The sequence below is a fragment of the Chryseobacterium sp. BGA-UO-ETr-SB22 genome (assembly GCF_059567885.1).
This window is the reverse complement of record NZ_JCAQOV010000005.1, coordinates 1,359,343-1,380,798: the sequence shown is the minus strand read 5'-3', so window position 1 is coordinate 1,380,798 and position 21,456 is coordinate 1,359,343. Positions and strand designations below refer to the sequence as shown.

General features: G+C 36.3%; 19 protein-coding genes. 10 read left to right on the top strand and 9 right to left on the bottom strand.

Annotated features, from left to right (window positions below):
- Positions 1 to 80: 80 nt before the first annotated feature.
- From purC to AC57AW_RS13535, 4 genes are all read right to left on the bottom strand, one after another.
- Positions 81 to 803 carry a phosphoribosylaminoimidazolesuccinocarboxamide synthase gene (purC, locus tag AC57AW_RS13550; RefSeq protein ID WP_027372243.1) on the bottom strand — a complete coding sequence of 241 codons (723 nt, stop codon included), beginning with the start codon at positions 801 to 803 and terminating at the stop codon, positions 81 to 83.
- 36 nt (positions 804 to 839) lie between these two features.
- Complete coding sequence (locus AC57AW_RS13545; RefSeq protein ID WP_496352302.1) at positions 840 to 1,535, bottom strand: DUF3307 domain-containing protein; 696 nt, start codon at positions 1,533 to 1,535, stop codon at positions 840 to 842.
- Positions 1,536 to 1,537: 2 nt separating this feature from the next.
- Positions 1,538 to 2,143, bottom strand: coding sequence for a SatD family protein (locus AC57AW_RS13540; RefSeq protein WP_318845901.1), 606 nt, complete (start codon positions 2,141 to 2,143; stop codon positions 1,538 to 1,540).
- A gap of 434 nt (positions 2,144 to 2,577) precedes the next feature.
- Positions 2,578 to 4,491: an endonuclease gene (locus AC57AW_RS13535; RefSeq protein WP_496352301.1), complete on the bottom strand. Its 1,914-nt coding sequence runs from the start codon at positions 4,489 to 4,491 to the stop codon at positions 2,578 to 2,580.
- Between the two features lie 191 nt (positions 4,492 to 4,682).
- Between AC57AW_RS13535 and AC57AW_RS13530 the strand changes: the two genes are divergently transcribed.
- From AC57AW_RS13530 to AC57AW_RS13490, 9 genes are all read left to right on the top strand, one after another.
- Positions 4,683 to 5,822, top strand: coding sequence for an acyl-CoA dehydrogenase family protein (locus tag AC57AW_RS13530; protein ID WP_318845903.1), 1,140 nt, complete (start codon positions 4,683 to 4,685; stop codon positions 5,820 to 5,822).
- A gap of 20 nt (positions 5,823 to 5,842) precedes the next feature.
- Positions 5,843 to 6,340, top strand: coding sequence for a DinB family protein (locus AC57AW_RS13525; protein WP_318845904.1), 498 nt, complete (start codon positions 5,843 to 5,845; stop codon positions 6,338 to 6,340).
- Positions 6,341 to 6,709: 369 nt separating this feature from the next.
- Positions 6,710 to 9,640 carry a reprolysin-like metallopeptidase gene (locus AC57AW_RS13520; RefSeq protein ID WP_496352300.1) on the top strand — a complete coding sequence of 977 codons (2,931 nt, stop codon included), beginning with the start codon at positions 6,710 to 6,712 and terminating at the stop codon, positions 9,638 to 9,640.
- A gap of 475 nt (positions 9,641 to 10,115) precedes the next feature.
- Positions 10,116 to 10,832, top strand: coding sequence for a hypothetical protein (locus AC57AW_RS13515; protein WP_496352299.1), 717 nt, complete (start codon positions 10,116 to 10,118; stop codon positions 10,830 to 10,832).
- A gap of 10 nt (positions 10,833 to 10,842) precedes the next feature.
- Complete coding sequence (locus AC57AW_RS13510; protein WP_496352298.1) at positions 10,843 to 11,262, top strand: hypothetical protein; 420 nt, start codon at positions 10,843 to 10,845, stop codon at positions 11,260 to 11,262.
- A 254-nt stretch (positions 11,263 to 11,516) separates the two neighbouring features.
- Positions 11,517 to 11,984 carry a pyrophosphohydrolase domain-containing protein gene (locus tag AC57AW_RS13505; RefSeq protein ID WP_496352297.1) on the top strand — a complete coding sequence of 156 codons (468 nt, stop codon included), beginning with the start codon at positions 11,517 to 11,519 and terminating at the stop codon, positions 11,982 to 11,984.
- A 2-nt stretch (positions 11,985 to 11,986) separates the two neighbouring features.
- Complete coding sequence (locus AC57AW_RS13500) at positions 11,987 to 12,550, top strand: TlpA family protein disulfide reductase (RefSeq protein WP_318845909.1); 564 nt, start codon at positions 11,987 to 11,989, stop codon at positions 12,548 to 12,550.
- A 3-nt stretch (positions 12,551 to 12,553) separates the two neighbouring features.
- Complete coding sequence (locus AC57AW_RS13495) at positions 12,554 to 13,159, top strand: DUF4230 domain-containing protein (RefSeq protein WP_047422912.1); 606 nt, start codon at positions 12,554 to 12,556, stop codon at positions 13,157 to 13,159.
- A gap of 72 nt (positions 13,160 to 13,231) precedes the next feature.
- Entirely contained in the window at positions 13,232 to 13,414 is a 183-nt protein-coding gene (locus AC57AW_RS13490) for a hypothetical protein (RefSeq protein ID WP_496352296.1), read from the top strand.
- Positions 13,415 to 13,515: 101 nt separating this feature from the next.
- Here the strand turns inward: AC57AW_RS13490 and leuB are convergent, their stop codons facing one another.
- The 4 genes from leuB to AC57AW_RS13470 all read right to left on the bottom strand — a co-directional run bounded on the left by leuB (position 13,516) and on the right by AC57AW_RS13470 (position 18,037).
- Positions 13,516 to 14,640 carry a 3-isopropylmalate dehydrogenase gene (gene leuB / locus AC57AW_RS13485; RefSeq protein WP_496352295.1) on the bottom strand — a complete coding sequence of 375 codons (1,125 nt, stop codon included), beginning with the start codon at positions 14,638 to 14,640 and terminating at the stop codon, positions 13,516 to 13,518.
- Positions 14,621 to 15,229 carry a 3-isopropylmalate dehydratase small subunit gene (gene leuD, locus AC57AW_RS13480; protein WP_142716870.1) on the bottom strand — a complete coding sequence of 203 codons (609 nt, stop codon included), beginning with the start codon at positions 15,227 to 15,229 and terminating at the stop codon, positions 14,621 to 14,623. The genes leuB and leuD overlap by 20 nt, the downstream gene beginning before the upstream one ends.
- Positions 15,230 to 15,455: 226 nt before the next feature.
- Entirely contained in the window at positions 15,456 to 16,844 is a 1,389-nt protein-coding gene (leuC, locus tag AC57AW_RS13475; protein ID WP_496353886.1) for a 3-isopropylmalate dehydratase large subunit, read from the bottom strand.
- A gap of 29 nt (positions 16,845 to 16,873) precedes the next feature.
- Positions 16,874 to 18,037, bottom strand: a complete 1,164-nt coding sequence (locus AC57AW_RS13470; protein ID WP_496352294.1) for a 2-isopropylmalate synthase — start codon at positions 18,035 to 18,037, stop codon at positions 16,874 to 16,876.
- Between the two features lie 148 nt (positions 18,038 to 18,185).
- Here AC57AW_RS13470 and AC57AW_RS13465 point away from each other — a divergent pair, with 148 nt between their 5' ends.
- Positions 18,186 to 19,730: a hypothetical protein gene (locus tag AC57AW_RS13465; protein ID WP_496352293.1), complete on the top strand. Its 1,545-nt coding sequence runs from the start codon at positions 18,186 to 18,188 to the stop codon at positions 19,728 to 19,730.
- A 299-nt stretch (positions 19,731 to 20,029) separates the two neighbouring features.
- Here AC57AW_RS13465 and AC57AW_RS13460 read toward each other — a convergent pair whose 3' ends face one another.
- Entirely contained in the window at positions 20,030 to 21,004 is a 975-nt protein-coding gene (locus tag AC57AW_RS13460) for a dipeptidase (protein WP_496352292.1), read from the bottom strand.
- Between the last annotated feature and the right edge of the window lie 452 nt (positions 21,005 to 21,456).

Here is a 21,456-nt window from a genome sequence, read left to right as displayed (position 1 = left end):
CTTCAAATTTTAATTTTGTTTTAACTAACAAAGTATTTTCAGTACCAGCATCTGATATCTGAAATCTGGTATCTGAAGTCTTATTTCTGTAAAAGATTTTTAAGACGGTTGTAGATTTCTACATAAGCCTCAGTAACTTCTCCTAAGTCTCTTCTGAATCTGTCTTTGTCAAGCTTCTTCATAGTATCTTTGTCCCAAAGTCTGCAAGTATCCGGAGAAATCTCATCAGCAAGGATAATTTCACCATCTGAAGTTTTACCTAGTTCGATTTTGAAATCTACAAGGATGATATTGATTTTATCAAACAGGTCGATAAGGATCTCATTGATATCCGAAGTCAATTCATACATCTCGTCAAGCTCTTCGTAAGTAGCAGCTCCTAAGAAAACAGCATGGTGATCATTGATAAGCGGATCTCCCAATTCGTCTTTTTTGTAGCAGATATCGAAGATGGTTACCGGAGATTTGATTCCTTCTTCTACTCCTAATCTTTGTGCCATACTTCCTGCAGAGTAGTTTCTCACTACCATTTCCAAAGGAATGATAGATACTTTTCTTACCAACTGCTCTCTTTCGTCCAATTGTTTGATGAAATGAGTTTTGATTCCTTTTTCATTTAAGTATTCAAAAATAAGGGTTGTGATCGCATTATTCATTTCCCCTTTCAGATCAACCTGACCTTTCTTTTGAGCGTTAAATGCTGTAGCATCGTCTTTGAAACGTACTACTACTTCATCAGGATTATCGGTTGCAAATACTTGTTTTGCTTTCCCCTCGTACAACATTTCTTTCTTTTGACTCATAATTTTACTTTCTAAATTGTAGTTAGATTTATTGATTTATTTTATAATTATTCCTGTTAAGACAGCCAGTCCAAAACTCAGCAGTGTACCAATTAATACATATTCTGTAAGTTTTCTCTGTTTTGCCTGTGCAAGGTCGCTGAACCTGAAAACAGATTTGGCAGCTACCATGAAACCCACGCCTTCCCAGTGATTCACCATGATAAAAGTGAAAACCAGCAGACGTTCTAAAATTCCGATATATTTTCCGGCACTTGATAAAGATTCGGTTTGAATAGTGTTGGGGCCATCCGGAGCAGGTGTCCATGATGACAATAAGATTTTGATAAAAATGGAAGCCGGTGTTGTCAGAAACAACGCAGCCATGATGAGCTTTAAAACTTCCTGATTCTGCAAAAAGCTGAAACTGAATTCCTGAAAATAAAAGGAAACTCCGGCAATCACCAGAATATGCAGTAACTGATCAATGAAAAACCATCTTTTTTTGGTTTTTGCATTTTGAAATGTAAGCTTGGCAGCATCAATAATGAAATGAGTGATCCCTACCAAAACAGCTACCCACCAAAGTTGCAGATCCCAAAGAAAAATAAGACTTAATGCAGTGTGAATCAGAATATGAAAGTATAAAAACTTACTTTTTAGTTTATAGTTCTCCTTATCTGCAACCCATGAATTTGGCTGAAGTATAAAATCTCCGAGTAGATGTGCCAATATGAGTTTGATAAAGATCATGCCTATAGTTCTGAGATTTTCTTTCTGAAATACTGGTTGGTTTCCACGATGAGCTCATAGTTGGCTCGCTTCAGTCTCTGGCTCACCGAAGACTGTGAAATAGCAAATCTCTTAGCAAGATCTTCCTGGGTAATATCCTGATTCATGATCATCTCATGAATGATCTCTGCCGTAGCCATAGTCCAGTTGTCAAAATCTTTGGAAGACCATTTCAACAGAATATTAAGATCCCTGTCTACAGAGTCACTGGATGTTTTGATGGCAACGGTATGTCCGTCATTTTTAAGATCATTAAGTAATCTTCCGGAATGTACATAAGCTGTACCATTGGATTCTGTGATTTTCTCAGAAGAGAAACTTTCTTCACCAATACCGATGGCCATTCTTACATCTAAATTTTCCAGACTTTTAATAAGAGATTTTATGGCTAGAAACCGCCAGAAAACGTCATCAATACTGCATTTGAACTGGAACTCATCTCCTCTGTAGATTTCCCATGTGCCAGGAGCGCTTCCCCATCTTTCGAGAAGATTTTTAAGTCTGGTAATCCAAACTTCAGTGTCCGCATGCTGTGAATTTATAATATCACCGGTAATGACCGCTATCATACTGCAAATATAAGCATAATTACTTATAAATAAAAAATATAAGCAGAAACACTTATAGATATTGATTATTAGTGAATCTGCTTATATCGATTATGTAGTAACCATAAGGTTTTTAAGACTTTAACAAAAATGAAAAATTATGAAAATGCAAAGAATTGATAAAACTTTTGTTATTATGTTTACTTTAACTCCACATTTTTTATGTTATTTTTAGGTAAAAAGCTATTCCTGCTATCCGCTCATACTCCTCGCTCCTTCCTTTTCCTTTCATGCTGTGGGGTAACCGCTACTATCAGGGCTAAACTTGTCATTACGAGCAAAGCAATCTCATCAATTCCCTTTACCTATTATTTAAAAATAAACTTCACCAATTTTAGAAACCTGTGAGGTTTTGCTTGTCACAAAAAATAATATTATTTAAATCCTGAGATTACTTATTTTTTTATAAACTGATGTGTCTTATCATCAAGCTTTAAAAAATAAACTCCTGTCGGAATTCCCTGCACTGAAATACTTTTCTTATTTCTGAACGGCTCCTTCTCTGTGAAAATCACTTTTCCGGAAAGATCTATAATCTGGGCTGTTTTTACTTGTTCCGCTGCTCCGCTTACATAAAGATCATCATAAACCGGATTCGGGTAGATTTTAAATTCATTGGCTGCAGCTATCAGTTCTGAAGCAGACAATGTACCGCCAAGATCCTGACAATAATTGGACGGATAAGAATCCCATTGACTAATATTAAAGGTACTCGCTGGCTGATTCACCGTAGCTTTTCTATATAAAGATACATTCCCATTATTATTGGTAGTATATTTTACGCCGATAGCATCTATGGTAACCGTTTTATTATACGCGAGCTCTACATAGTTTTGTCCTGCAAAAATCATAGGATCAGAAGCTGTTACAAATCTTGCCTGATCATTGGTATAACATGATAAAGTCGCTTTTGGATTCAAAATAACAAAAGTTTCATTGTTTCCTACTTTGCCTTCCAGTTCATAGGTATCTCCGTTATAAATAGCTCCTGACGAATTGTTTTTAAACTGAATATTGATTCTGTAATTATTTAAATTGACTTCATGCCCGGTTTTATTAACGATTTCCAGAGCATTATTCTTAACGGAATCTGTATTGGTTCCCGAGATATACTTTGTAATCATAAGATCCTGAGCATAGGAATCCGAAGCAATTGTTGACGCTGTAACCGTATTACTGAACGGAGATTCCAGATAGGCTTTATCAAAAGCTTTCACTGTAAAAGTATAAGTTGTTGACGGACTCAGGTGGTCTATGCTTATAGAAGTTCCCTTTGTAACAGCTGCAGGTGTTGCTGAACCATTCACATAAACTCTGTATCCTAAAACATCAGTATCAGAAGAAGCCATCCAGCTAAGATTCACAAAATAAGCGTTTTGCTGTGTTGAAACCAGCGATCCGGGAGCTGCCGGAGCAACATTATCCGGAGTTTCAGACCAAATCAGATCAATCCATTCAGGATGATCAATAAATGGATTTCTGTTTTTCTGTATCGTATAAATGGTATTATTTCTGTCGATTTCTCTTTGCGAAACAGGATCTGAGGCACTCCATTGCTTCAGCATAGCAACATATGGAAGGTCAATAGCTCTTTCTTCCGTTCCGTCAAGCGGACACTGATCGGTAGCTGGTGTTAAGTTGGCTGATGTAGTATAGGCTGTATTGAACGACCCCAGTTTTCCTTCATATCTTACCGCAAAATACAACAAAGTCCTTGCAACATCCCCTTTGAACTCATTAATTGGTTCGTAAACTCTTCCGGTATAAGGATAATTGGGAATTGCAGCATTAGACATCCTCGAAGTATTGGTAAAAATATAATGATTGGTATTATTTCCTATTCCATAAGGATAATTATTCCTTCGCTGGTTAATATAGGCATCAACAGGAATAATGAAATTCAGATCAGAATACATAGGATAATCACTGATAGAAGAGCTTGTACTGAATGTACTTTGAGGCATCATATGCTCCCTGTTATAGCCCAGTCCTTCTCCGGCTGCACCAGCTATTAACTGATCTGATTTGTATTCATAAGCATCCGGGCCCGCAGGTATTTCCGAATAGATATCCAGCATATACTGAGTATTGGAAGCATCATGATCATAATATTTATCAAGATCAGTCTGGTTATAGAGCACCTTCAGGTCATCATAATGCCAGTTGATCATTTTATCCGAAATAATATCGTGAATTTTTGATTTCAGAGCATACCCTGTCAGTCCTGCCGTTCCGTCATAATATCCGGCTGGTGCCTGCGCAGAAATATAGGATGAAATTAAAATGATAGGAAGTAAAATTTTTTTCATGCTTTAAAAATTGGGGAACTAAAATAGTGAAATAAAAAACGGAAAAGACTGAATATTTTATTAAGAAAACATTAATTCTAAAAATATAAAAAATTGAAAATTAAAGGCATTACCGCTTAAATATTACGAATGTAATAATTTGTTTTAGCATTCCATCAATTTGGTTATCTTTGGGCACTAACTATTATTATATGAATACAGAGACTATTGACAACATCAAAATGATAGCGGAGACAGCTAGAGAATTTGCAGAAAAGAACATCAGACCGAACATTATGGAGTGGGATGAAAGTCAGACTTTTCCAAAAGACTTATTCCACCAGTTAGGTGAGATGGGTTTTATGGGAATTGTTGTTCCAGAACAATATGGAGGTTCCGGCTTAGGGTATCATGAGTATGTTACTATTCTGGATGAAATTTCTCAGGTTGACCCATCTATCGGTCTTTCTGTAGCAGCACACAACTCGCTTTGCACCAATCATATCTATGAATTTGGAAATGAAGAGCAAAGACACAAATGGCTTCCTCAGTTAGCTTCCGGAAAAGTAATCGGAGCTTGGGGGCTTACAGAGCACAATACAGGTTCAGATTCAGGAGGTATGTCTACTACTGCTGTAAAAGATGGTGACGAATGGATCATCAACGGAGCTAAAAACTTTATCACTCACGCTATTTCAGGAGATATTGCCGTAGTAATGACAAGAACAGGAGAAATAGGTGCTAAGAATAACTCTACAGCTTTTGTTTTAGAAAAAGGAATGCCTGGATTTACTTCAGGTAAAAAAGAAAATAAATTAGGAATGCGTGCTTCCGAAACAGCAGAATTAATCTTTGATAATGTACGTATACCAGATTCTCACCGTTTAGGAGAAGTAGGAGAAGGTTTCAAGCAGGCTATGAAAGTGTTGGATGGCGGTAGAATTTCTATTGCTGCACTAAGTTTAGGTACTGCAAGAGGAGCTTACAAGGCTGCTTTGAAATATGCAAAAGAAAGACATCAGTTCGGAAAGCCAATTTCAGATTTCCAGGCTATCAACTTCATGTTAGCAGATATGGCTACAGAAATTGATGCTGCTGAGCTTCTTATCCAGAGAGCTTCTACCCTGAAAAACGCAAAACAGAAAATGACAAAAGAAGGAGCTATGGCTAAATTGTATGCTTCTGAAGCTTGTGTAAGAATTTCTAATAATGCAGTTCAGATTTTCGGAGGATACGGTTATACAAAAGACTTCCCTGCTGAAAAATTCTATAGAGACTCAAAACTTTGTACAATTGGTGAAGGTACTTCTGAGATCCAGAGACTGGTAATTGGAAGAGATATTACAAAATAAATCTTTAAATCCCAATACAAATGATTAAACAGGCACTTTTAGGTGAATTTCTGCACGAAGCCGAAAACACCAGAAAAATTTTGCAGGCAATTCCTGACAGCGCACTAGACTGGAAACCGTCCGAAAAAAACTGGACTACCGGTCAGCTTGCTTCTCACATTGCTGAAGTATACAATTGGTACGAATCCACTTTCAATGAAGATACTTTTGATATGGGTGCGTACAAGTATGACAAGGGAGACATTTCCAAAGCGGAAAATATCCTAGCAAAATTTGAAGAAAATGTTGCCAATGCACAGAAAGTTCTGGAAAACTCGGATGAAAGCACTTATTTTAATGAGTGGAAAATGGAAATGAACGGAAATGTACTTTTCCCGCCATCTCCCAGAATTCAGGTCGTAAGAGGCTTTCTTTATAACCATCTGTACCATCACAGAGGTGAACTGGTTGTTTACTTAAGATCAACCGGGAACAAAGTCCCTGGACTTTACGGCCCTACTGCTGATGATAAAATGTAATTAAGGATTATATAAATATACTAAGCTGTTTCATTTTGAAACAGCTTTTTTTGTATAGAAACGTAGAGCATGTAGTATTATTTACCAAAATTCAATTCATCAAAATTATTTATATATAATTAAATAATTAGTAAATTTTATTGTCTCATTTTAGTAAATTAATAAAGAAAATAACTTATCCCATTTTTTTCAAAATTGAAATTCATTTCATCACTTTCACTTTTCTTTTATTAATAAGCTTTTTCAATTATATTCAATGTATCGCATAGTATTTTAATTCTATGTTCTAAATTTCTCTTAAAAAATTTTGTTTTTGATAATATATTTTTCATTAGCTTTGATATTCCACAATCAAATTTAATATTTAATATGAAAAAACAATTAACGCTGATTGGAATGCTCCTTATCTCGGGTGTTTCTTTCGCACAGACTGACCGTCTTTGGTCTGAAGGTTCCAGAAAAGCTTCATCAGAGGTTTTTGAAAACAAAACCGGTATCAGCAATCCTAAGGTTTACAACCTAAACATCGACGGATTGAAAAATGCTTTAGCAAAAGCTCCCAAAAGACTGGCTGTAGGCGAAAAATCAGAACTCATCATCTCTTTTCCAAATTCTGAAGGTAGAATGGAAAATTTTAAAGTGAGGGAAAATTCCAACTTTGCCCCTGAACTGGCAGCAAAATATCCGGATATCAAATCCTATGTAGGACAAGGTCTGGATGATCCTAATTCCACAGTCTACTTCAGTGTTTCTCCACTAGGACTGTCTTCCATGGAAATTTATGGTGATAAATCGGCTGTTTTCATTGAGCCTTACACCAAAGATCTTTCTTCTTATGTAGTATACAGAAAATCTGACAAAAAAGATGATCTTAACAAGTTTGAATGTACTGTAGTAGACGCTGCCCAGAAAGGAGTTTCCAACTCCGCTCTTGCAGCAAGACCTAATGCTGATGATGCCAAACTAAGAACCTTCAGACTCGCTCTATCTTGTACCGGAGAATACACCACGTATTTCGGGGGTACAAAAGCTCAGGCTTTAGCTGCAATGAACACTACGATGACCCGTGTAAACGGTGTTTTTGAAAAAGATTTCGCAGCAAGAATGATTCTGATCGCTAACAATGACGCTGTAATCTATACCAATGCTTCTACAGACCCTTATTCAGCAGCTTCCGGAATGAGCAGCTGGAATTCTCAGTTACAAAGCACCTTAACTTCTGTAATTGGTGAAGCCAACTATGATATCGGACACTTGTTCGGAGCATCAGGAGGCGGAGGAAATGCAGGCTGTATCGGCTGTATCTGTACAAACGGATCAAAAGGAAGCGGATATACTTCCCCGGCAGATGCTATTCCTTCAGGAGATAATTTTGACATCGACTATGTAGCCCACGAAATGGGGCACCAGTTCGGAGGAAACCATACATTCTCTATGAACAATGAAGGAACAGGCGCTAATATGGAACCAGGATCAGGATCAACGATTATGGGGTACGCGGGAATTACCAGCCAGGATATCCAGCCGCATTCTGATGCATTTTTCCATGCGATCAGCATTCAGCAGATTACTAATAATATTAAAGCCAAAACTTGTTCTGTCAACACCAATACAGGAAATTCAATTCCAACAGCCAGCGCAGGTTTAGACTATACAATTCCAAAGGGAACTCCATTCGTGCTGACAGGTACAGGAACGGATGCTGACGGAGATTCTCTAACTTACATCTGGGAACAAATGGACAATGCTTCTTCTTCTCAAACAGGAGCAAGTTCAGCAGCCAGTGCAACAAAAGCTTCAGGGCCTAACTTCAGATCATGGGTTCCAACAACCTCGCCTGCAAGATATTTCCCAAGAATGGCTTCTGTATTAACAGGTGCAACAACTACAGCAGGTTCTGAAATCACAGTAGAAGCTCTTTCTTCAGTGGCAAGAACATTAAATTTCAGATTTACGGTTCGTGATAACAAAGCAGGAGGTTCAGGAAATAATTCTGATGATGCTCTTATCACAGTTAATGCAACTGCAGGTCCGTTTGCTATAACTTCTCAGAATTCAGCAACAACCTACGCAGGAGGAAGTTCTCAAACAATCACATGGAGCGTTGCAGGAACTACAGCAAATGGTGTGAATGCAGCGAATGTAGATATTCTTTGGTCAACAGACAATGGAAATACATGGACTACTCTATTGGCTGGAACTCCAAATGACGGTTCACAGGCAGTAACTATTCCTAATTCTACTACAACTACAGGAAGAATTATGGTAAAAGGATCGAATCACATTTTCTTTGATGTAAACAATGCCAACATCTCTGTAAATGCAGGTTCAGGAACTCCTGATACCGTTGCTCCTACAGCACCTACCCTTGCAGCTTCAGGAACCACAGCTACAACAACTAACCTTTCATGGTCAGGGGCTACTGATAATGTAGGTGTTACCGGATATGATGTATATCAGGGAGCTTCATTAATAGGTTCTACAGCTTCTGCTACTTATACTGTAACAGGACTTACTCCATCAACAACGTATTCTTTCTCTGTTAAAGCAAAAGATGCGGCAGGAAACGCTTCAGTTTCCAGCAATACCGTAAGTGTTACTACTCTTGCAGGAGGAAGCGTTTCATATTGCTCTTCTTCAGCTTCTAACACTGCTGACGAAAGAATCGGAAATGTAACATTCGGATCTATTAATAATACGTCTACAGGAACAGCAGGTTATGAAAACTTTACTTCAGTTTCTACCAATGTAACCAGAGGAAGTGCTTATACAATCTCTGTGACTCCGTTTTGGACATCAACAAAATATAGCGAAGCATACGCTGTTTATATTGATTACAATGGTGATGGAGACTTTACAGACAGTGGAGAATTAGCTTGGACAAAAGCTGGATCTACAACAACTCCTGTTACCGGATCTATCACAATTCCTGCTACAGCAACTGTTGGGTCAACAAGAATGAGAGTGATGATGAAATACAGCTCAATCCCTACTTCATCTTGTGAAGCTTTCACTTATGGCCAGGTTGAGGATTACACTCTTAATATTGTTTCTTCAGGAAAAGGAGATCTTCAGAATACAAAAGATCTGATCACAGATATTAAGCTTTATCCAAACCCTGTTAGAGATATCCTTTATGTTTCCAATACAACTTCAGAAGACTATAAAATCTTCGATATGGGTGGAAAACTAATTGACTCAGGAAAACTTCAGAGAGGCTCTGTGAACGTAAGCAACCTTATCAAAGGCGCTTATATGATTCAAATTGGAGAATCATCTAAAAGATTTATTAAAAATTAATAACTTTTAAAATTAAACGATGTGAAAAAACTGCCCTTTACGGGGCAGTTTTATTTTTGTAAAATGTAGAATATTACTTCAAAAACATTTATGAATGTAATTAATTTCATAAAAATATTTTATTTAAAATAAAATAACTAGTATTTAAGTTTTTTGATTTAAATTTATCGCACAATAATATTCTTTTATTGTACCGTTTACCCAGTTTGTATTTAAGGGAGCTCCGAAGTCGTTTTTTTAACGTCTGATGCCGTTGCTTCTCTCCACCATATTTTGGCAGAATTGATTTTTCAACCATTCAATGCCAGAAAAGCTGTTATTACTGCAAATTCTGATCAGTACCTTTTATTGACCGGAAAATATTAATAATATCCATATCAGTATTTCACTTAAGATTTTTGTAAAGAAAATGATGTTTCTAAAAGGTAGCCCCCTCTAATACCTCCTGATTTTAAAATAATTTAAAATTTTTTATATGAAACATTTATTTAAGTACATCTTTTTTTTAACGATTACTTCGTTCTCAATTGCCTGTAATTCGGATAGAGATGATGAAGTAGTTGACTCCAACCCGGACGTCACCACCGTATTCTACAAAAGCCCTGATGAACTGGCGGTAACTTATGACCCCAACAATACGGTCAGTTCAACCGTTAGAAACCAAGCCTATGATCTTTACAAACGAGGTAAATGGAGTGAGCTGGAATCACTTTTTAAAGCTAATAATTTAAATGGCGGATGGCCGCCTGCTAACGGAGGTTACAATATCGTTGATGATGTTGCTTTACAGGCCGGGCAGAAATTTGACAGATACAGCGGAGCTGTAGGCAGTTACAACGGAACAGGTGTTCCTACATTGGGAGGAAGCTTTACAAGCCCTATCATCAATGGATATACATACACGTTTACCCAAAGAGCATTAAACCAGGCTGAAGAAAAGTATGATTTCTATTATGAAATTGATGTACTGAACAATTCAATGCAGTTTAAAACTCAGACAGCAGACATTATTCCTTGGTTTAGCCAGGCTGGAAAAGGAAAACAAACCATGTGGAAAATTCCAATTGATATTAACACTGGTTATCAGAAAACATGGAATAAATTAGCAGAAGAAGGTTACATAAAAGTGACTATTAAGAAAAGTCCAAGCGGAAAATACCCTAACTTAGTAGGCACGGTTATTCAGCCATAAAATCATTCAGATGTATTCAATATCAAAAAAAATAAGCATTACTAAAAAAGCTTCCGTTACAAAAAGTACTTTTATGAACGATGAAGCTCTTCCGGCAGCCATTACTACTTTTACCTGCTGTAATTGTGGTCATGAAAATACAGTTGAGATAAAGCCCTACGAATCGGGATTTCCCATCTTCCAATTGTACAATGAAGACAAAGTAATATCCAAAAACGAATTATTAAAGCATGGAATTGTCAATGGAACTTCCCAAAGAATGCTTCATTTCGGAGAACTGACAGTCAATGATCAGCCCACTTTATACTTTGGCACCGATTGTTCCTCATGCTATTCAAAATACGTAGGTGTATTTAGCTATGGTGAAAAACAGCCGGGATTGACGATATTGAGTATTTCAGGCATCTGGAAATATGAAGAATTAAAATAATTGAATATAATCAACTGATTTCAAAACAAAAACCACAATTTTTAAAGTTGTGGTTTTTTGCTTTTATAGATTCAGTTTTTCCTACAGATAATATATATTTTCACAGATGTTTATATTTAAATACGATTGTAAATTCAACTTTATTTTGAAAATTAAAAGTTATAATCTTCCCTTCCTCTTTATTCATACATTTTCCCATGGACATTTCCCATTTTAAAAATCCTTTTCTATCTTTGTGGGAAATAAAAAAATTCATGGATAAAATTGATAGTCTGAACCAAGTAGCAGAATTCCATACTACTTTCAAAGCCCCTATTTTAGATACCCCGCAAATTCCTTCTCCGGAAAGATGCAACCTTAGAGTAGAGCTTTTACAGGAAGAATTGAACGAACTGAAGCAGGCGATTGCAGACAATGATATTGTAGAAATTGCAGATGCATTATGTGATCTTCAGTATGTTTTGAGTGGTGCAGTGCTTGAATTCGGACTTGGCAGCAAATTTGTAGAGCTATTCAACGAAGTTCAGCATTCCAATATGTCGAAGGCGTGTGATAATGAAGAACAGGCAAAGGAAACCGTTGAATTCTACAAAGAGAAGGAAGTAGAATCTTTTTATGAAAAGTCCGGAGAAAAATTTAACGTTTACAGACAGGCAGATCATAAAGTATTAAAAAACAAATACTACTCTCCTGCTGATTTAAAATCAATTATCGAGAAATAATTATGAAAAAATTTATTACCAATATTGTTGCCTTTTCAAGCTTATTTTTAGCTGCACAACAGCTTAGCGCTCAAAAAGTAGTGGTAAACCGCGAGGTTGAAACTCAGAAAGATGGCAAAATGCTTTTAGGAAACCAACTGAAAGAGCAGTTTTTAAAAGCTCCTTATGCAGATTGGTATGTAAAAGAGCATGATGAATATGCCCTTGACCAAAAAGCAGTCAGTGAATTGAAAAAAGAGAAAATCGGCACGTATGACATTATTGTTTTCATAGGAACATGGTGTGAAGACAGCCACAGAGATTTTCCAAGACTGATGAAAATATTGGAAGCCGTAAACTATCCGGAAAATAAATTAAACATTATTGCCGTAAACCGTAAGAAAGAATCTCCTACCGGGGATGAAAGTCTTTATAATCTTCAGAAAGTCCCTACCATTATCCTTAGAAGATATGGAAAAGAGATTGGAAGAATTGTAGAAATGCCTACTACAGGCTATATTGAAAGAGATTTAGCTGAAATCCTTAAAAAGAATGATTCGTCTGTCATCAAAGAAATTTTTAAATAGATTTTGAGAAATTATAGAACAATCCTGTCCTTTGCAGCCGGTGCTGGCGCTATGGTACTTCTGTTTTTTGGTCTGAAGTCCTGTCTGAACCTTGGAACTAAAACTGAACAGTCGGATTATTATATCCTGACCAATCAGATTTCCAAGATGAATAAGATGGTGGTGATGGAACAGAACACTTCCAGCATGCAGAAAACCAAAATGGGCTATGAAGTATTTGGGAAAGAAGTTTCAAGCAACAGCATTATTACGTATACAAAGACCAATGCACAGGTTTCTTATGATCTTAATAAAATGAAGATCGAAGTAGATTCCATCAACAAAAAGCTGGTCATTACAGAACTTCCTGATGCTGAGATCAGAATTACACCGAGTGTTGAGATTCAATCTTTGGATGACTCTTTTATCAACCGTATTTCAGAAAAAGATATTAAGAATGTTACTGCAAAAGCTAAAGAAACGGCAGAAAAATCAATTGATCAGAATCAGTTGAGAAATGAAGGGCGTAAACAGCTGATGGAAAACCTGAATAATGTTTTTGTGTTGGCAAAAGCTCTGAATTATACTATTGAAGATAAAACCGGAAAAATTGGTATTTTAGGACTTTAGGATAAAATATTTCCGTTTGGCAAACACTTTGAATGATAATATCAATATTCTTGAAATTAAAAATTCAAAGTCATGGATACAAAAGGAAACACCAAAAAGAAAGAATCTGCCAATACCGCAGAAACTAAAAAGCAAAATCAGGATTTCCAGAATATTCCTGCTGCTTCAGAAAAGACCAATCCACCTGATATTGACAAGAAAGATATTCAGAAATCTTCAAAGGCCAAATCAGGAAAAACGGATAATACAAAATAACAAAAGAGCTTTAAAGCTTCTTTACCGTTGAAAAATGAAAAGTTCCGTCTCATACGAGGCGGAACTTTTCTTCTAACTATCTAAATGAACTTTTTTGTTTTCTATACAATGGTTGATTTTCCGATCTTTATATTTTCAAAATTATAATATGATTTTTCCGAATATCTGATATGGTCAGCAATAAAACTTCCCACTTCACTTGTTGAGTAATATTGTTTGGTATTAAGATCAACAGTAACATACTTGTTCTCAATGGCATGTTCTACCGACTGTCTCAATTTGCTTGCCGCAGCCTGTAAATTAAGATGATCCAGCATCATTGCCACACTTAAAATAGAAGCAATAGGATTCGCAATTCCTTTTCCTTTAGCCTGAGGATAAGATCCATGAATAGGCTCAAATAGAGCATTTTCCTCACCTATTGAAGCAGACGGCAGTAGTCCGATAGAGCCTCCAATCACGCTCGCTTCATCTGAAATAATATCACCAAACATATTTTCAGTCAAAATAACATCAAAATGTTTAGGATTAAGGATCAGCTGCATGGCGGCATTGTCTACAAACATATAATCAAGCTGTACATCCGGATATTCCGAAGCAATTTCCTGGCATGTTTTTCTCCACAATCTTGAAGTATCCAAAACATTGGCTTTATCAATAAGGGTAAGCTTTTTATTTCTTTTCTGAGCTTCCTGAAATGCCATATGGGCAATCGGAATAATATCTTCACGACTGTATTTGCAGACATCATAAGCATACTCGCCTTCCGGATCTGTAAATTTTTCACCGAAATAGATTCCACTTACCAACTCTCTGAAAATCTGAATGTCAGCTCCTTCAATAATTTCTCTTTTAAGCGGACTCTTATCAATTAAAGAAGCATACGTTTTCAAAGGGCGGATATTAGCAAACAACCCCAGCTCTTTGCGGAGTTTCAACAGTCCTTGTTCCGGTCTTACTTTCGCTTCAGGATTATTATCGAAAATAGGATCACCAATGGCTCCGAAAAGTACAGCATCAGATTCTTTACAGATTTTTAACGTCTCTTCAGGTAAAGGGTTTCCTGTCTTGAAAATAGCTTCTGCCCCGATTAATCCATAGTCAAAATGGAATTTACATTGAAAAGCTTCAGCAATAACATCTAATATTTTAATGCTTTCACTGATGATTTCCGGGCCAATCCCGTCTCCGGGAAGAACCGCGATTTTAAAATAATTGTTGCTCATTTGTTTTTTGTGTCTTTAGTTCAAAATTTGTGATCGTCTGTTTTCTGCTGATTAAAAAATCAATATCGTCATAGCCGTTCAACAGACATATTTTTTTATAAGAATCAATCTCAAAAGTCTCCGTTGTATCTTTAAAGCTTACTGATTGTAGTTCCACGTCAATCGCGATCTCATTGTCAGGATTTTCATTGATTCCTTCTAAAATTTCTTTTAAAAATTCTTCAGAAACTTTTACAGGAAGAAGTCCGTTATTCAAAGCATTTCCTTTAAAAATATCAGCAAAATAACTGGAAATAATCACTTTGAATCCATAATCTGTCAAAGACCAGGCTGCGTGTTCACGGCTGCTTCCACAACCGAAGTTATTTCCTGCAACAAGAATCTCACCACTGAATTTAGGATTGTTTAAAACAAAATCCGGATTGGGTTCTCCCGTATGAATATTGAATCTCCAATCTCTGAACAGGTTTTCTCCGAAACCTTTTCTATCTATACTTTTAAGGAATCTTGCCGGAATAATCTGGTCTGTATCTATATTTTCTGCCGGCAATGGAACTGCGCGGGATTTTAAAACAACTAATTTTTGCATGTATTCTACATTGTTAGACTTGAACCACAAAAGTCACAAAAGTTTTTTTCACCTCAGTTTACTTAAGGATGGATAAAAGAATCCATATAAGAAGTTCGCAAAAGAATGAAAATCAAAATTTTCATAAAGCTTAAGTGCTCTTTTTATGTAAGCAAATGATAACTTCTTCTTACAAACGACACAACCTTTTGTGCCTTTTGTGGTTAAAATAAATTTAAAATTACTTTTAGTTTAAACTTTCAAGGGCTGAAATTTTACCTTCTATTGCTGCTTTTGCTGCAGTAAGAGGGCTGGCAAGAATCGTTCTTGAACCTTGTCCCTGTCTGCCTTCAAAGTTTCTGTTGGAAGTGGAAACACAATATTCACCTTCAGGAATTTTATCATCATTCATCGCCAGACATGCTGAGCATCCCGGCTGACGGATCTGAAACCCTGCATCATTGAATATTTTATCCAAGCCTTCCTCATAAATCTGTTTAACAACCTGTTGAGATCCGGGAACAATCAGAGCTTGTACCGCTTCCGATTTATTTTTCCCTTTAATATAATGGGCTGCAGAGCGGAAATCCTCTATTCTTGCATTAGTACAGCTACCTATGAAAACATAATTAACCTCGATGCTGTTAACCGTCTGCCCGGCTTCCAGTCCCATATATTGTAAAGCTTTCTCTTCCGATTCATTCTGTGGTGTTGGGATAACTTCACGGATGGAAATGCCCATTCCAGGGTTGGTACCATAAGTAATCATCGGATAAATATCTGACGCATCAAAACTTAGTTCTTTATCAAAAACAGATCCTTCATCCGTTTTCAGGGTTTTCCAGTACTCTACTTTTTCCTCCCATTCATCTCCTTTCGGGGCAAATTTTCTTCCCTGAACATATTCAAAAGTTGTTTCATCAGGAGCAATCATTCCCCCTCTGGCACCCATTTCAATGCTCATATTGCAGATTGTCATTCTTCCTTCCATCGACATTTCTTCAAATACATTGCCCGCATACTCACAGAAATATCCTGTTCCGCCATCGGTTCCTATTTTTGAAATGATATAAAGAATCACATCTTTGGGCTGAACATTTTCATTCAGTGTACCATTGACCGTAATTCTCATTGATTTTGGCTTGTTAAGCAACAGACATTGACTGGCAAATACCTGCGCAACCTGGCTTGTTCCGATTCCAAAAGCAATAGATCCAAATGCACCATGGGTAGATGTGTGGCTGTCACCACAAACAATACTCATTCCCGGCTGGGTAATTCCTAATTCCGGAGCGATGATATGAACGATACCCTGGTATTGATGCCCTAATCCGAAGAGTTCAATATTATTTTTCTTACAGTTTTCCGTAAGCTGCTCTACCTGATTTCTTGAAAGTTCATCCCTGATAGGCTGTTCCTGCTGCAACGTAGGCACATTGTGATCCGCAGTGGCCACAATCTGTTCCGGTCTGAATACTTCCAGATTTCTGGATTCAAGTTCTGCAAAAGCCTGAGGACTGGTTACCTCATGGATAAGATGTTTGTCTATATAAATGATCTGAGGCCCGTCAGGAATGGTTTCTACCACATGAGCGTCCCATACTTTATCAAAAAGTGTCTTTTTACTGTTGTTCATTTTTACTTTATCTTGATTTACAATCAAACCTATCCTATTTTTCTGCTGAAAGAATCCATCATCAGGCTCAGATCATCATTACATATTTCTTTTTTAAGGTCAGCAATTTTCAAAAATTCCTGGTATAAATAATCAAGCTCATTCTTGGTAACCTCATATCCAATATGCTTGAATCTATACGCCAATGCTGAACGGCCGCTTCTTGCTGTAAGAATAATTGAAGAGGCATTCACTCCTACTTCTGCAGGATCAATGATTTCATAAGTTTCTCTGTTTTTGATCACGCCATCCTGATGAATTCCTGAACTGTGAGCAAAAGCGTTGGCTCCTACAATAGCCTTATTGGGCTGCACAGACATTCCCATCAGATCAGATACCATTGTGCTCATTTCATTCAGCATTCTGGAGTTCACATCTGTATGCAGATTCAAATCTCTGTGCTGTTTCAGGATCATCACGACTTCTTCCAAGGCTGTATTACCCGCTCTTTCTCCCAATCCATTGATCGTACATTCAATCTGGCGGGCTCCGTTGATGGCACCGGCAATAGAATTGGCAGTAGCCAGTCCCAAATCATTATGACAATGGCATGACAGTACTGCTTTTTCAATACCTTTTACATTTTCCCGCAGATATTTTATTTTCTGTCCATATTCTTCCGGCAAGCAATAGCCTGTTGTATCGGGAATATTCAAAACAGTAGCTCCGGCTTTGATAACAGCTTCACAAACCTGCGCCAGATACTCATTGTCTGTTCTTCCAGCATCTTCAGCGTAAAATTCTACGTCTTCCACATAAGTTTTAGCGTATCTTACAGCTTCAGCTGCTCTTTCAACAATATCTTCTCTTGTTGAGTTGAATTTATATTTAATGTGAGAATCAGAAGTTCCGATTCCGGTGTGTATTCTTGGTCTCTTTGCAAACTTCAGTGCCTCTGCTGCTACATCAATATCTTTCTTATTCGCCCTTGTCAGTCCACATACTTTAGCTTTTTTCACCAGTTTTGAAATTTCTGAAACAGATTCAAAATCTCCCGGACTGGAAATTGGAAATCCCGCTTCAATGATATCAATCCCTAGCTCATCCAGTCTTTCTGCAATAATCAGTTTTTGTTCCGTGTTCAGTTTACATCCCGGAACCTGCTCCCCATCTCTTAGTGTTGTATCAAAAATTTCAATTTTTTCGGAATCCATAAGTGAAGTTTTTTACTTAATTTTGATTCAAAACTACGGGTTGCAATATTTTTTCATTTTCACTTTTTCTGAAAACTACAATATTCAACCGTTGAAAAAACAATCGTATTCATTTATTAATCAGTATTTTAATTTATAAAAATTTACAATGGCAGAATTGCAGAAAGATTTTTTGTTTGTATTGGTAAAGTCATTGACCACCTCTGAAAAACGTCAGTTTAAGTTATATGTGAACCGTCTCGGAATTAATGTAGATGCTAAATTTCTGCTGCTCTTTTCCGAAATGGATAAGATGAAAGAATATGATGAAAGTGTGATTATTGAGAAAAAAATTTCTACCAAACAACAGCTTTCCAACCTTAAAGCTCATCTTTATAAACAGATCCTCGTGAGTCTTCGTATGAACCCGAGTCATCAGAACTATAGAATTCAGCTTCGTGAGCAGCTGGATTTTGCCAATATTCTGTATCAGAAAGGATTGTACAAACAGGCTTTAAAAATATTAGACAAAACCAAGCAGTCCGCATTGGAACTGGATGAAAAAAGTATTGCTTCTGAAATCATCGATCTTGAAAAAGTAATTGAGTCACAATTCATTACCCGAAGTATTGAAGGCCGTGCCGAAGAGCTTATCAAACAATCTCAGGAAATCAGCAAACAGAACCGTTATACCACAAAATTGTCTAACCTTTCTCTAAAATTATACAGTGAAATGCTTACCCACGGCTATGTAAAAAATGATACAGGCCGGCAGGAAGTGATGGATGTTTTTAATGCCCAGATTAAAAATATAAACCCTGAGAAGCTCAATTTCACGGAAAAACTGTGGTATTACAAAGCCCATGTGTGGAAAAACCAGCTGTTGCAGGACTACAAATACACTTTGAAATATGCTTATCAGTGGGTGGATCTATTTCATAAAAAGCCTGAAATGATCTACAGCCACCCGGTTTGGTACATCAAAGGGAATACTTATCTGCTGAAGATCCTGTTTTTGTATGGAAATATTGATATTCTGGAGGAGCATTTCGCCAATTTTAATAAAATGGTACATGCTGAGAATTTTATTCAGAATGAAAATCTTCAGTCTCTTATTTTTCTTACCCATTACAATACACTGATGAATATTCACTTTGTAAAAGGAGAATTTTTCACAGGAACAAAGCTTATTCCTGAAGTGGAATTAAAAATGGAAAAACTTAGAGAAAGAATAGATGAACACCATTTTATGATTCTCTACCTGAAAATGGCAGCCATGTTCTTCGGCAGTAAAATGTTTGACAAATCTATTGAGTATTCTATGAGGGTCATAGAATCCAAAGGAAATGTACAGGAAGATCTTCTGTTCCATACCAGGATTCTGATCTTAATGGCGAAATATGAATCAGGAAATGATGAAGATTATGATGAATTTATTGCCTCGACATTAAAGTTCGCAAAAAAAATGAAAAAGCCGGAAGACTTCCATTTTGAAAGCATTCAGTTTTTTAAGAATCTTAATAATCAGGTGTTGAATCAAAGACAGAAAGCCTTTGAAAGTTTTGATAAAAAACTGGAAGAATTTTCTAATAACGAATATTACAGACGTTCATTATTTTATATTGACATCCATGGATGGATCAAGTCTAAAGTTCAGAATGTAGATGTAATTGAAATCATCAAACAGAAAGTAAAGTATAAAAGAAAACATTAAATAAAAATACGTAAATAATTATTTTACAAATTGTTATAATATTTTAATTCATGTAAAATCAAACACAAAAACAGTGTTTGATTTTTAATATACTCTCTCACATATTTAGTATTAACAGGTCGCTCCTCTGGAGCTATAATTTTAAAACAAAATACGTTCTATTAAGAGTTAGCTCCTATTGGAGCTAGATTTGACCCCATCAGTATCTACTGTTAATAGAAAAAAAATTAAGTCCAAAAATAAAGCTCCGGAGGAGCGACCTGTTAATTATGCTTTGATTTAATCAGACAAAAATGATTCTATTTATATATATTCTCTATAAAATTCAATGCATTTTTATGACTGATCTTTTCTGCCAGTTCAGATGAAAACCGCTCTTCAATTTCTTTATTGATTGCCGGGTATACAGAAGCATTCGAATGTTCAGGAAAGAAAAAAGGATGACGGGATGTGTCCGGATGATCTTTCCAGTAAAAATAATCTGCACCATAGGCTATGCTGTATTCACCACCAAGATCCAGCCCGTATTGGATATGCTCGTAAAGTCTTTCCGGATTGTCAATATCAACATAATCTTTGATAAAATTCAGGCCAATCAATCCTTTTCTGTTAATCACTTCCTTCGCCAGTTCATCAGGAAGATTCCTGTTGTTTTTGTAAACGGTTCTATAGTTGGAATGGCTTGCCAGAATAGGAATTGAGTAATTTCTTTGATCAATATAAGTGAAAATATCATAAGCCAGCTGATCACTTGTGTGGGCCAAATCGATAGCGATTTTCCGGTCAGAAATATAATCAATCAGTACTTTTCCATCGTCTTTCAAGCCAGCCGTAGCATTATTTCCACCTCCGAAGCGGTTTTCCAGATGATGGGTAATCCCTATATAAAAGACTTTTTCAGTATTTTCAATAATTGTCTCAAGGTTTTTGAATCCTGATTCCAGACTTTGGTTTTCATCACAGAAAGCAGATGCGTTTTCAATAGAAGCAATGACTCCTACCTTGTTTTTATTTTCCGGAACTTCATTGTTATCATTGTTAAAAAGGAAAAAATTCTCGCTTTTAATAAGCTTTGAAAACAATTTGCTTTGTTCCAGTCCGTGAACTGTACTATTGGCTCCTGTTCCTGCATACATCGCCATGATCTGAAGTTTTACATTTCCGTCCTGTAAATAAGGCAGTGAACAGCCGAGTTCTTTATCATCAAGCGCGGAATCTGATCTTAAAAGGTAATAGAGAAGATCACAATGTAAATCGATGTTTATCCTACTCATAGGGATTGTAGTTTTTGAAGTTTAATATTTATTGGATTTTAATTGAATAGGGTCATTGTATTTCAGAGATTTATCAAAAAGAAGAGTAAAACTTTCTGTTCTTTCTATTCTAAACCTTTATTATTGTATCAATATCCTGTATTCATAGGATTAAGATATTACTTTTAATCTTCTAAAACTTATATTTTTATTCTTTTACTAAGATTTAAAATTTCTATTACTTTTTCCTGAGTCTATTAAAAAAGAAGACCGATAAAGTGATGAATTCCAGTCATGCTAAAGGAATAAAAGTGTCAGAATTATTTCCTGAGAACACCTCAATATAAAGTTTATGGCTTCCAAACGGTAAAAATCTTTCTATTTTCGATATTAATTCTCATTCTAAATACAGACGGATGTAGTATTTTATCTAAAAAATGCGTATTTTTGCCTCTTAAAATTTCTTAGTAAAC